This window comes from Micromonospora pallida (assembly GCF_900090325.1).
Lineage (GTDB): Bacteria > Actinomycetota > Actinomycetes > Mycobacteriales > Micromonosporaceae > Micromonospora > Micromonospora pallida.
In genome coordinates this window covers 1,790,017-1,803,290 of sequence record NZ_FMHW01000002.1, presented here as the reverse complement: position 1 = coordinate 1,803,290, position 13,274 = coordinate 1,790,017, and the positions used below count along the sequence as shown (strand labels likewise).

Sequence of the window (13,274 nt, the reverse complement as noted above, 5' to 3'; positions counted from 1 at the left end):
CACCCGGCGGACCGCCTGGTCACGCCGGTGTTCGCCGGATCCCGGCAACCCGCCGGCCGTGATCCGCTTCGGTCGCCGCCGGGTTGGGTAAACCCGGGGCATGGGAACGTTGCGGACGTCGCCACCACCGCCTCAGGCCGTCGAGCTACGGTGCTGGCTGCTGAGGCGCCCGCAGGACCTGCGCGCGCTCCGGGCGTCGCTGCACGAGGCGCTGACCGGTCACGACCTGGTCGACGGGGAACGGCTGGACGAGGTGCCCGAGCTGGTGGTGCTGGTCGCCACCGAACTGGCCACCAACGCGCTGCGACACGGGCTACCGCCGACGATCGTCACCCTGTCGGCGTCGGACGACTACTTCTACCTCGACGTGGCCGACCACGACCTGAGCACGCTCCCGGAGCTGACCCACTTCCAGCCGACCGGCTCCGGTGGCCGGGGCCTCCAGCTCGCGCTCGCGCTGTCGTTGGACGTCGGCTGGTACGCCACCGACGACTCCAAGCACATCTGGGCATCGTTCGACCGTTGACCCCGTCGACCGGGACGGGGAGCGGCACGAACCGTGACGGTAAGAATGCGGGAAGCGCCCGGTGAGGGACGACCGTCAGTCTTGTGCGACACCGCCTCGCGGAGGCGGCTGCACACGGGTCGGACGACACGAGGAGCGCTCTCCGGTGAACCCCTTCGATGACGAGAACGCCCAGTTCAAGGTCCTGGTGAACGACGAGGGTCAGCACAGCCTCTGGCCGGCGTTCGCGGAAGTGCCCGCCGGGTGGACGGTGCGCCTGCCCGACTCGCCCCGTGCCGAGTGCCTGGCCTACGTCGAGGCGAACTGGGTCGACATGCGGCCCCGCAGCCTGGTCGAGGCGATGCGGACGGGCCAGCCCCGGTGACCCCGGAGGTCACCGACGTCGACCTGCGCGGCAGCGAACTCTTCTCGTTCCTCGGCTCACCGCAGGCCGACGCCATGAACTTCCTCAACGAGATCGCGCTGCGCTTCCCCGAGGCCGTCTCGTTCGCCGCCGGACGGCCGCACGAGGGTTTCTTCAGCGTCGACCTGATCCGGCGGTACCTCGACACGTACACCGAGCACCTGCTGCGCGAGTACAACCAGGACGAGAGCCTGGTCTGCCAGGACCTGCTCCAGTACGGCCGCACCAAGGGCATCATCCACGGGCTGATCGCCAAATGCCTCTCGGTCGACGAGGGCATCGAGGTCGACCCGGAGTCAATCGTCGTGACCGTCGGCGCGCAGGAGGGCCTCTACCTGGTGCTGCGGGCCCTGCGCGCGACGGCCGACGACGTGGTGCTGGCCGTCCAGCCCGGGTACGTCGGCTTCACCGGCGCCGCCGAGCTGTGCGACCTGCCGGTGCTGCCGGTGCGCGGCGGGCCGGCGGGCGTCGACCTGACCGACCTGGCGGACACGCTGCGCCGGGCCCGGGCCGCCGGACAGCGGCCGCGCGCGCTGTACCTGAACACCGACTTCGCCAACCCGACCGGCCACAGTCTCAGCCGGGCCACCCGGGACCTGCTGCTGCGTACCGCCGAGGACGAGGACATCCTCCTGATCGAGGACAACCCGTACGGCATCTTCGGGCCGGATCGGGAGAGCCCGCCGACGCTGAAGGCGCTGGACCGCTCGCGCCGGGTGGTGTACGTGGGCTCGTTCGCCAAGTCCGGCTTCCCCGGCGCGCGGGTCGGGTACGTCGTCGCGGACCAGCGGGTCGAGCTGGCCGGACGCCGCGAGTCGCTGGCCGACCAGCTCGCCCGGCTCAAGAGCATGCTGACGGTCAACACGTCCCCGATCGGGCAGGCGGTGATCGGCGGGAAGCTGCTGGAGAACGGGTTCAGCATGCGTGCCGCCAACAAGCGGGAGATCGACGTCTACCAGCGCAACCTGCGGCAGCTCCTCGAGGGTCTGGCCGCCCACTTCCCGGCCGGCAGCCAGCCGGAGGTCACCTGGAACACCCCGGACGGCGGGTTCTTCCTGCTGCTGAACGTGCCCTTCGAGGCCGGTGACGACGCCCTGGAACGGTCCGCGCGGGAGCACGGGGTGTTGTGGACCCCGATCCACCACTTCCACGGCGACGGTCGGCCGCGCCGGCAGATCCGGCTGTCCTTCAGCCACCTGAGCCCCGCGGAGATCGAGGAAGGTCTGCGGCGGCTCGCCGGTTTCGTCCGGTCCTGACCTTCGGCGTCTCCTCGCACGTCCGCACCTTCGAAAGAGAGCGATCTGATGGTCCCGTTGTCGTTTGCGCAGCGTCGGTTGTGGTTCCTGGACCGGTTGGAGGGCCCGTCGGCGACGTACAACATCCCGGTGGTGACCCGCGTCCTGGACCGCGTCGACGCCGCCGCGCTCGAGGCCGCCGTCACCGACGTGGTGGGTCGCCACGAGATCCTGCGGACGGTGTACGTCGAGACCGACGGCGAGCCGGTCCAGCGGGTGCTGCCGGCGGCCGAGGCGCGGGTGGACTTCGCCCACGCGGTGCTGTCGGCGGAGGAGGCCGACGCGGCCGTGGTGGAGACGTGCGCGCGACCGTTCGATCTCACCGCCGAACTGCCGCTGCGGGTACGGCTGTTCACCGTCGCCGAGCGGGAGCACCTGTTGGTGATCTCGTTGCACCACATCGCCGGGGACGGCACCTCGATGGGGCCGCTCAGCACGGACATCTCCGTCGCCTACGGCGCCCGTCTCGCCGGCCGCGCACCCGAGTGGGAGCCGCTGCCCGTCCAGTACGCCGACTACAGCCAGTGGCAGCGGGCCCTGCTCGGCTCGGAGGACGACCCGGACAGCAAGATCAGCCGGCAGCTCGACTACTGGGGCACGGCGTTGGCCGGGTTGCCGGAGGAGTTGCCGCTACCCACCGACCACCCCCGCCCCCCACAAGCCTCCTACCGCGCCGGACGCGTCAACCTCACCATCGACCCGGCAACCCACGACACCCTCCGCACCGTCGCCCGCACCCACGACGCCACCCTCTTCATGGTCGTCCAAGCCGCCATCGCCACCCTCCTCACCCGACTCGGCTGCGGCACCGACATCCCCCTCGGCACCGTCGTCGCCGGACGCACCGACGACACCCTCGACCACCTCATCGGCTTCTTCGTCAACACCCTCGTCCTCCGCACCGACACCACCGGCGACCCCACCTTCACCGACCTACTCCACCGCGTCCGCGACACCGACCTCACCGCCTACGACCACCAAGACCTCCCCTTCCAACGCCTCGTCGAACACCTCCAACCCACCCGCTCCCTCGCCCGACACCCCCTCTTCCAGATCGCCTTCGCGGTCGACCGTGGACTCGTCCTGGAACTCGACGGGCTGGACGTCGTGGCGGAGAAGCCCCCGTTCGAGACGGCGAAGTTCGACCTGTTCCTCGGGTTCGTCTCCCCGGAGGGGACCAGCGAGCTGGAGCTGACGGTCACGTACGCGACGGACCTGTTCACCCAGGCCGGCGCGGAGGCGCTCGGGCGACGGCTGGTGGCCGTGCTGGAACAGGTCGCCGCCGACCCGGCGCGACGGCTGGGCGCGACGGACATCCTGACCGCCGAGGAGCGCCGTCAGGTCCTGGCCGGCTTCAACAGCGGCACCGCCCGGGTGGCCTGCGAGACCCTGCCGGCGATCTTCGAGCAGCAGGTACGGCAGCACCCGGAGGCCGTTGCGGTCGTCGACGGCGGTACCGAGGTCAGCTACCGCGAGCTGAACGCCCGCGCGAACCGGCTCGCCCACCACCTGGTCGCCCAGGGGGTCGGCCCGGACGTGCCGGTGACCGTGTCGATGAGCCGGTCACTGGACCTGGTCACCGTCCTGCTGGCGATCAGCAAGGCGGGCGGCTGCTACGTGCCGGTGGACCCGGCGTACCCGACGGCCCGCAAGGAGTACGTGCTGCGGGACATCGCGCCGCCGGTCGTCCTCGTCGACGACCCGCAGCGGCTGCCCGACGTCCCGGCGGCGAAGATCCTCTTCGTCGGCGACGACCTGTGGCGGGAGGTGGCGGCCCTGTCCGACGGCGACCCGCGTCCGCCGCTCGGCCTGGACCACGCCGCGTACGTGATCTACACGTCGGGCTCGACGGGTGCGCCGAAGGGCGTCACGGTCACCCACCGGGGCATCAGCCGACTGGCCCACCGCTACCAGCGCGACTTCGAGGTCCGGCCCGGCAGTCACGTGCTCCAGATCGCCTCGATCGGTTTCGACGGCTCGGTCTGGGAGATGCTGATGGCGCTGCTCGCCGGTGGCGCCGTGGTGCCCTTCGACCCGGAGCGGCTGCTCACCCCCGGTGCCGGCCACGACCTGGTCGGCCGGACCACCCACGTGACGGTCACCCCGTCGCTGCTGGCTTCCCTGCCGGCCGGCACGATCCCCGCCGGGGCGATGGTGATCACCGCGAGCGAGGCGTGTCCGCAGTGGCTGGTCGACTCCTGGTCCGTCGAGTACCGGCTGGTCAACTCCTACGGCCCCACCGAGGTGACGGTCTGCGCCAGTGGCGGGCCGCTGCCCGCCGGCAAGCCGGTCACCATCGGCGTTCCGGTGACCAACACCGATCTGTACGTGCTGGACGGGTCGTTGCAGCCGGTGCCGGTGGGGGTGCCCGGTGAGCTCTACGTCGCCGGCCCCGGGCTGGCCCGGGGGTACGTGAACCGGGCCGACCTGACCGCCGCCCGGTTCGTCGCCGACCCGTACGGCCCCGACGGGGCCCGCATGTACCGCACCGGTGACCTGGTCCGCTGGGACGCCACCGGGCACCTGCACTTCCTCGGCCGGACCGACGACCAGGTCAAGATCCGCGGCTTCCGGATCGAACTCGGGGAGATCGAGACCAGTCTCACCGCCCGGGACGACATCCGGCACGCCGCCGTGATCGTCCGGGAGGACCAGCCCGGCGAGAAGCGGCTCGTCGCCTACCTCGTGCCCGCCGCCGACGACACCGGCGTCGACATCGGCGAGCTCCGTCGGGACCTGGCCACGCACCTGCCCGAGTACATGGTCCCCACGGCCTTCGTGACCCTGGCGGCCCTGCCGATGACCGCGAACGGCAAGCTCGACCGCGCCGCCCTACCGGTGCCGACCCACACCACCACCGCGCACGCCGCCCCCCGTACCGCCCGGCAGGACGTACTCTGCCAGCTCTTCGCCGCCGTCCTCGGCCTGCCGGAGGTCGGCACCAGCGACAACTTCTTCGACCTCGGCGGCCACTCCCTGCTCGCCACCCGCCTGGTCAACCGCGTCCGCACCACGCTCGGCGTCGAAATCGGCGTCCGGCTGCTCTTCGAGAACCCCACCGTGGCCGCCCTCGAACCCCACCTCACCGCCGGCACCTCGCGTCCCCCGGTCGCCGCGGTGGCGGACCGTCCGACCCCGTTGCCGCTCTCCTCCGCCCAGCGGCGGCTGTGGTTCCTGCACGGGGTGGAGGGTCCGTCGGCGACGTACAACGTGCCGGTCACCACTCGGGTCCACGGCACGGTCGACGTCGACGCCCTGCGTGCCGCCGTCGACGACCTCGTCGCCCGGCACGAGATCCTGCGCACCGTCTACACCGAGGCCGACGGCGAGCCCGTCCAGCACATCCTCGACCCGGCGCCGGGGATCGCCACCTTCACCCACCACCGGGTCACCACGGACGAGGTCGAACAGGTCCTCGCCACCGCCTCGGCCCACCCGTTCGACCTGTCCCGCGAGGCCCCGCTCGAGGTGCGTCTCATCTCCACCGGCGATCAGGACCACCTGCTGCTGGTGAACCTGCACCACATCGCCGGCGACGGCGCGTCCATGGGCCCGCTGGCCCGGGACCTCGCCACCGCCTACACGGCCCGCACCGCCGGGCACGCGCCCGAGTGGGAGCCGCTGCCCGTCCAGTACGCCGACTACGCCCTCTGGCAGCACCAACTCCTCGGCGCCGACGACGACCCGAGCAGCGAGATCAGCCGCCAACTGCGTTACTGGGGCAGCACGCTCGCCGGACTGCCGGAGGAGCTGCCGCTACCCACCGACCACCCCCGCCCCCACAAGCCTCCTACCGCGCCGGACGCGTCAACCTCACCATCGACCCGGCAACCCACGACACCCTCCGCACCGTCGCCCGCACCCACGACGCCACCCTCTTCATGGTCGTCCAAGCCGCCATCGCCACCCTCCTCACCCGACTCGGCTGCGGCACCGACATCCCCCTCGGCACCGTCGTCGCCGGACGCACCGACGACACCCTCGACCACCTCATCGGCTTCTTCGTCAACACCCTCGTCCTCCGCACCGACACCACCGGCGACCCCACCTTCACCGACCTACTCCACCGCGTCCGCGACACCGACCTCACCGCCTACGACCACCAAGACCTCCCCTTCCAACGCCTCGTCGAACACCTCCAACCCACCCGCTCCCTCGCCCGACACCCCCTCTTCCAGATCGCCCTGTCCCGGGCCGACCGGACCCCCACCACCACCCCGCTGCCGGGCCTGGACTGCACGCCGGAACCGACCCGGCTGAGCATCGCGAAGTTCGACCTCGACATCACCGTGGCGGACGAGCCCGTCGACGCCGACCTGGACATCACCATCACCTACGCCACCGACCTCTTCGGCCAGGAGACCGTCGAGCTGCTCGGGAAGCGGCTGGCCGCGATCCTGGGCCAGGTGGCCCGGCAGCCCGCCACCCCGATCAGCCGGCTCGACATCCTCACTCCCGCGGAACGGCGGCAGATGCTGGCCGAGGCCACCGGCACCGCCGCCTCGTCCGTGCCGTGCAGCGTGGTGGCGGCCTTCGACGAGCAGGCCGACCGCACCCCCGACGCGGTCGCCCTCACCGACGGCCACATCGCCCTCAGCTACGCCGACCTGCGGCACCGCGCCGAGGCACTCGCCCGCACGTTGCGGGCGGCGGGCGTGACCACCGAGACCCCCGTACCGATGCTCATGCAACGGTCGGTGGACCTCGTCGTCGGCATCCTCGCCGTCCTCAAGGCCGGCGGCGCCTACCTGCCCATCCACACCGCCTACCCGCTGAGCCGGATGCGGGCGGTGGCCGCGGACAGCACGTCACCGGTCCTCCTGGTGGACGCGGCCTTCCGCGACCACGAACTGGTCGTCGGAGAGCGGGCCGCAGGCCGGCAGGTGCTGACCTGCGAGCCGGACCCGTCCGTCATGGTCACCGACCTGCCGGACGTGCACCCCGACCAGCTCTGCTACGTGATGTACACGTCCGGCTCGACCGGCGAACCAAAAGGCATCCAGATCACCCACCAGGGCGTCGTCGACCTCGTCCGCGACCCCAGCTGGACGATGCACACCGACGACCGCACCCTGTTCCACTCCCCACACGCCTTCGACGCCTCCACCTGGGAACTCTGGGGACCGCTGCTCGCCGGCGGCCAGGTCGTCGTCGCCCCGCCCGGCAACCTGGACGCCGCCGCCCTGCAGAAGCTGCTCCACGAGCACAAGATCACCCGGCTCAGCCTCACCGCCGGCCTGTTCCGCGTCGTCGCCGACGAACTGGTGGACGCCTTCGCCGGACTGACCGAGGTCACCACCGGCGGCGACGTGATCTCCGCGCAGGCGGTGAACCACACCCTGGAACACTGCCCGGACACCATCGTCCGGACCACCTACGGCCCGACCGAGATGACCCTCTGCGTCACCCAGTACCCCTGGCGGCACGGGGAGCAGGCCGGCGCCACCGTCCCGCTCGGACTCCCGCTGCGGGACACCCATCTCTACGTCCTGGACCGGCACCTGCAACCCGTCCCCGTGGGCGTCTCCGGCGAGCTCTACCTCGCCGGGGCCGGCACCGCGCGCGGCTACGTCAACCGCCCCGACCTCACCGCCACCCGCTTCGTCGTCAACCCCTACGGCCCGCCCGGCGCCCGGATGTACCGCACCGGCGACCTCGCCCGCTGGGACGCCGCCGGGAACCTGCACTTCCTCGGCCGGACCGACGACCAGGTCAAGATCCGTGGGTTCCGCATCGAACTCGGCGAGATCGAGACCAGCCTCACCGCCCGGCCCGACGTCCGGCACGCCGCGGTCATCGCCCGCGAGGACCAACCCGGCGACAAGCGCCTCGTCGCCTACCTCGTCCCCACCGACGACGGCACCCCGATCGACCTGGCCCAGCTCCGCCGCGAACTCGGCGCGCAGCTACCCGACTACATGGTGCCCAGCGCCTACGTGACCATGGCTGCCCTGCCGATCACCGCTAACGGCAAGCTCGACCGCAACGCCCTGCCCGCTCCGGAACGACACACCACCACCGACGACACCCCCCGCACCGCCCGGCAGGACGTGCTCTGCCGGCTCTTCGCCGACGTCCTCGGGCTGCCCGACGTCGGCACCGGCGACAACTTCTTCGACCTCGGCGGCCACTCCCTGCTCGCCACCCGCCTGGTCAACCGGATCCGCACCACCCTCGGCGTCGAACTCGGCGTCCGCCAACTCTTCGAGAACCCCACCGTCGCCGCTCTCGAACCCCACCTGACCTCGGCTCGGCCCGCCCGTCCCACGCTCCGTGCGCGGTCGACCGGCAACCGCTGAGCCACAAGCGGAAGGAACCCCCCGTGACGCTGCCTCCGGCCCTGCTCAAGGGCGACGAACTGTTCGAGCACGACGCCAGTGCTCAGTACGACGCCTCCCGTGACCTCTCCAAGTACCTGCTGATGCACTACGGCAGCCTGGAGGACCTGTTCAACGGGGGCCAGCATCCGCTGGCCCCGGCGCACGGCTACTGCCAGCGCCTCTCCGACCTGCTGCGCTCCTGCGCCGAGCAGACCGGCACGACCGTGGCCCGCGCCCTCGACGTCGGGTGCAGCGTGGGCGGGGTGACCCACGCGCTCAGCGGCTGGGTACGGGACGAGGTGGTCGGCGTCGACGTCAGCCAGCGCTCGGTGGAGATCGCCCAGACGCTGACCGAACACGGCGGGGGCACGTTCTGCGTCATCGAGCAGGGCCCCTTCCACCGCGAGGTGGTGATCCGGGTCGCCGAGCCGGGCCAGCGCGCCGCGGTGTCCTTCGAGGTCGGCGACGCCAACGCGCTGCGGGCCCCGGAGGAGGCGTTCGACGCGGTCGTGCTCTCCAACGTCCTGGACCGGGTGCAGCAGCCGGCCGCCTGCCTGGCGCAGTTCTCCGCCTCGGCGGACATCCTCCGCAGCGGTGGCCTGCTGATGGTCGCCTGCCCCTGGTCGTGGTACCCGGAGTACAGCGTCCCGAGCGAGTGGCTGGGCTCGGCCGCGACCGCCACGCCGAGCGAGGAGGGGCTCAAGGCCCTCCTGCGGAACGACTTCGAGCTGCTCGCCGAGGCCGACGAACCCGGTCTGCTGCGGCAGAACCCGCGCGAGTTCGACTGGTTCGACTCACACGTCACCGTCTGGCGCAAGCGGTGAACGCACCACCGACGACCGTGGACGAAGCGGTGCTCCCGCTGTCGTACGCCCAGCGCCGGTTGTGGTTCCTGTACAAGCTGGAGGGCCCCTCGGCGACGTACAACGTGCCGCTGGTCAACCGCGTCCGAGACCAGGTCGACCCGGCGGCGCTGCGGGCGGCGGTGGCGGACGTGGTCGCCCGGCACGAGGTGCTGCGCACCCTCTACGTCGAGGTCGACGGGGAGCCGGCGCAGCGGGTCCTGCCCCCGGCGGAGGCCCGGATCGACCTGCTCCACGAGGCGGTGACCGCCGACGAGGTGGACGCCCGAGTGGCGGAGACCTGCGCCCGTTCGTTCGACCTGTCGACGGAGCTTCCCCTGGCGGTGCGGCTGTTCACCCTCGGTGAGCGGGAGCACGTGCTCGTCCTGGTCCTGCACCACATCGCCGCCGACGGCGCGTCGATGGGGCCGCTGGGCCGGGACCTGTCGCAGGCGTACGCGGCCCGGGTGGCCGGCGCCGCGCCGACCTGGGAGCCCCTGCCGGTGCAGTACGGCGACTACACGCTCTGGCAGCGGGAGCTCCTCGGCTCCGACGACGATCCGGCCAGCGAGCTCAACCGGCAGCTCGACTTCTGGCGGGGCAACCTGCGCGGGCTGCCGGAGGAACTGACGCTGCCCACCGACTTCCCCCGTCCGGTCCAGGCCTCCCACCGGGGCGGCACGGTCGAGTTCACCGTCGACGCGGAAACGCACCGGCGGCTGCGGGACCTGGCCCAGGCGGAACAGGTCACCGTGTACATGCTCGTCCAGGCGGCCCTCGCCACCCTGCTCACCCGCCTCGGCGCAGGCACCGACATCCCGCTGGGCACCGCCGTGTCGGGCCGGTCGGACGAGGCCCTGGACGAGCTGGTCGGGTTCTTCGTCAACTCCCTGGTGCTGCGGACGGACACCTCCGGCGACCCGACCTTCGTCGAGCTGCTGCACCGGGTGCGGACGCTGGACCTGGCCGCGTTCGACCACCAGGAGCTGCCGTTCGAACGCCTCATCGAGGAACTCCAGCCGACCCGCTCGCTGGGCCGGCACCCGCTGTTCCAGGTCTTCTTCCTGGTGGCCAGCGGCGGCACCGAGGACGTGCCGCTGCTCGGGCTGGCCGGGACGCCGCAACGCTCCACCCACGACGTGGCAAAGTTCGACCTCTCCGTCGTCCTCGCCGAGCAGCGGGACGCGGCCGGGGAACCGGCGGGGATGAAGGGCCTGGTCGAGTACGCGCAGGACCTGTTCCGCCGGGACTCGGCGGAGGCCATCGCCGCGCAGTTGGTCCGGGTGCTGACGACGGTGGCGGCCACTCCGCGACAGCCGATCAGCGGGGTCGACCTGCTGGACGAGGCCACCCGGAAGCGGCTGCTCGACATCGCCGACGCCACCGCCCGCCCGCTGCCGGACGGCACGATCCTGGACCTGATCGCCGAGCAGGTCGCGCGGCGGCCGGAGGCGGTCGCGGTGGTCGCCGGGGACCGGGAGTTGACCTACCGGGAACTCGACGAGCGAGCCGACCGGCTGGCCGGCATCCTCCGGCGGTGCGGGGTGGGGCCGGAGCGGTTCGTCGCCCTTCCGGTGGCCCGGTCGGAGCAGCTGCTCGTGGCGATCCTGGCGGTGTGGAAGGCCGGTGGGGCGTACCTGCCGATCGACATCGAGCACCCGGCCGAGCGGATCTCCTTCATGCTGGACGACACCCGGCCGGTGTTGCTGCTGACCGACCGGGAGTCCGCGGACGCACTGCCCGACGTCGACGGCTGTCCCCGGATCGTGCTGGACGAGGCCGCGTCGACCGGGCTCCTGCCGGGGTCGGCCGACGCCCTTCCGTCGGTGGCGCCGGCCACCGCCGCCTACGTGATCTACACGTCCGGGTCGACGGGACGCCCCAAGGGAGTCGTCGCGTCGCACGCCAACCTGGTCAACCTCCAGGTCGGCCTGCGCGACTTCTTCGGCCTCGACGAGGAGCGGGACCGGGTCGCCGCGATCACCACGACCGCGTTCGACATGTCGATCATCGACCTGTTCGTCCCGCTCGTCAGCGGGGCCACCGTGGTGCTGATCCGCCGGGAGGTCGTGCAGGACCCGGCCGCGCTGGCGACGGTGATCCGCGACCAGGGCGTCACCGTCATGCAGACCACGCCGAGCCTGTGGCAGATGCTCCTGGCGACCGTGCCGGACGCGATGCGGGGCCTCACGATCGTCACCGGGGGCGAGGCGCTGTCCCGCCAGCTCGCCGACCGGATGCGCGCCGTCGGCCGCAAGGTGATCAACGGGTACGGCCCGACCGAGGCGACGGTCAGCGCCACGGACGGGGTGGTCGAGGACCGGAACGGACCACCGTCGATCGGGCAGCCCATCGCCAACACCCGGGTGTACGTCCTCGACGAGCACCTGCGTCTGGTGCCGGAGGGCACGGCCGGCGATCTGTACCTCGGTGGCGCCGGGGTGACCCGGGGCTACCTGGGGCGGCCCGGGCTGACCGCGAACCGGTTCGTCGCCGACCCGTACGGCGAGCCCGGCGCACGGATGTACCACACCGGTGACCTGGTCCGGTGGGCGCGCGACGGTCAACTGGAGTACCTGGGCCGTACCGACGACCAGGTCAAGATCCGTGGCTTCCGGATCGAGCTGGGCGAGATCATCGCGGCCCTCGACGAGCACCCGGACGTGGCCGCCTCGGTGGTCGTCGTGCGCACCGCCCCCAGCGGGGACCGTTCCCTGGTCGGCTACCTCGTGCCACGTCCGGAGACGACGCCGGACCTGGACGGCGTCCGGGCGCACCTCGCCGCCCGGCTGCCGGACTACATGGTGCCCCCGACCTTCGTGACGCTGGACGCGCTGCCGCTGACCGCCAGTGGCAAGGTGGACCGGGCGGCGCTGCCGGAGCCGCAGCGGCAGAGGGGTGGCCGGCCGCCGGCCACGCCCCGCCAGCAGATCCTCGTCGACCTGTTCGCCGAGGTGCTGGGGGTGTCGAACCCGGGGGTGGACGAGAGCTTCTTCGACCTGGGTGGACACTCGCTGCTCACGCCCCGGCTGGTGAACCGGATCAGGGCGGTGCTCGGCGTCGACGTCGGCGTCCGGAACGTGTTCGCCGCGCCGACCGTCGCGCAACTCGACCGTCTCCTCGACGAGGAACAGCCGACCGGGCTGGAAGCGGTGCTGGCCTACCGCCGGTCGGGTGAGCGGACCCCGGTGTTCGTGCTGCCGCCCGCGAACGGGCTCGGCTGGGGCTACTCGGCCCTGCCCCGGCACGTCCCCTCGGGTCACCCGATCCACGCGCTTCAGGACCCGAGGCTGGCCGGCGGGGCGGTGGACGAACGCTCCGTGGCCGAACTGGCCGCCGGGTACCGCGACCAGATCACCGCGATCCAGCCCTCCGGCCCGTACGTGCTCGCCGGCTGGTCGTTCGGGGGCACCCTGGCCCACCAGGTGGCGGCGACGCTGCGGGCCGGCGGCGCGGAGGTGGCGCTGCTCGTCCTGTTCGACTCCCGCCCCGGCGGCGAAGGCCCGTACGAGCCGACCGAGGAGGAGACCCACTACGTCGCCCTGGACGGGGTGACCGCCGACGCGGGTGCCACCCCACGGGAACAGCTCGTGGCGGCGCAGAGCCCACTGGCCTCGTTGGACGACCCGACGCTGGACCGGCTGGTCGCGGTGACCGCGGCCAACATCCGGGCGATGTCCACCCACTCGCCGGCCCGGTTCGACGGCCCGACCCTCGGCTTCGTCGCGACCCGACACAACAAGGACTCCGACCGGACGTGGCAGCCGTTCCTCACCGGAACGGCGGAATTCCACGACCTCGACTGCGGCCACCTCGACATCGTCCGGACGGACGCCATGTCCGTGATCGGCCCGATCATCGCGGAAAGGATGACCGACATTGACTGAG

6 protein-coding genes and 1 pseudogene are annotated in these 13,274 nt (G+C 72.0%); all 7 read left to right on the top strand.

Annotated elements, in window-relative coordinates; genetic code table 11:
* Window positions 1-100: 100 nt before the first annotated feature.
* The 7 genes and pseudogenes from GA0074692_RS07780 (at window position 101) to GA0074692_RS07755 (ending at window position 13,273) form a co-directional block, all read left to right on the top strand.
* Complete coding sequence (locus tag GA0074692_RS07780) at window positions 101-526, top strand: ATP-binding protein (protein WP_091640946.1); 426 nt, start codon at window positions 101-103, stop codon at window positions 524-526.
* Between the two features lie 145 nt (window positions 527-671).
* The gene (locus GA0074692_RS07775) at window positions 672-890 is read left to right on the top strand and encodes an MbtH family protein (RefSeq protein WP_091640941.1); all 219 of its coding nucleotides are present in this window, start codon (window positions 672-674) and stop codon (window positions 888-890) included.
* Window positions 887-2,185, top strand: a complete 1,299-nt coding sequence (locus GA0074692_RS07770; protein ID WP_245730218.1) for an aminotransferase-like domain-containing protein — start codon at window positions 887-889, stop codon at window positions 2,183-2,185. The genes GA0074692_RS07775 and GA0074692_RS07770 overlap by 4 nt, the downstream gene beginning before the upstream one ends.
* Before the next feature lie 48 nt (window positions 2,186-2,233).
* Window positions 2,234-6,642: pseudogene (locus GA0074692_RS35795) on the top strand (amino acid adenylation domain-containing protein); the annotation flags it as partial.
* Window positions 6,643-6,696: 54 nt separating this feature from the next.
* Window positions 6,697-8,523: a non-ribosomal peptide synthetase gene (locus tag GA0074692_RS35285; protein WP_425413380.1), complete on the top strand. Its 1,827-nt coding sequence runs from the start codon at window positions 6,697-6,699 to the stop codon at window positions 8,521-8,523.
* 23 nt (window positions 8,524-8,546) lie between these two features.
* Window positions 8,547-9,368 carry a methyltransferase domain-containing protein gene (locus GA0074692_RS07760; protein ID WP_218106589.1) on the top strand — a complete coding sequence of 274 codons (822 nt, stop codon included), beginning with the start codon at window positions 8,547-8,549 and terminating at the stop codon, window positions 9,366-9,368.
* Complete coding sequence (locus tag GA0074692_RS07755; protein ID WP_176738350.1) at window positions 9,365-13,273, top strand: non-ribosomal peptide synthetase; 3,909 nt, start codon at window positions 9,365-9,367, stop codon at window positions 13,271-13,273. The genes GA0074692_RS07760 and GA0074692_RS07755 overlap by 4 nt, the downstream gene beginning before the upstream one ends.
* Window position 13,274: the final 1 nt, after the last annotated feature.

Coding starts and splice junctions, on each gene's coding strand:
- GA0074692_RS35285 (WP_425413380.1), top strand. CDS start 6,697: ATGCTGGCCGAGGCCACCGGCACCGCCGCCTCGTCCGTGCCGTGCAGC.
- GA0074692_RS07780 (WP_091640946.1), top strand. CDS start 101: ATGGGAACGTTGCGGACGTCGCCACCACCGCCTCAGGCCGTCGAGCTA.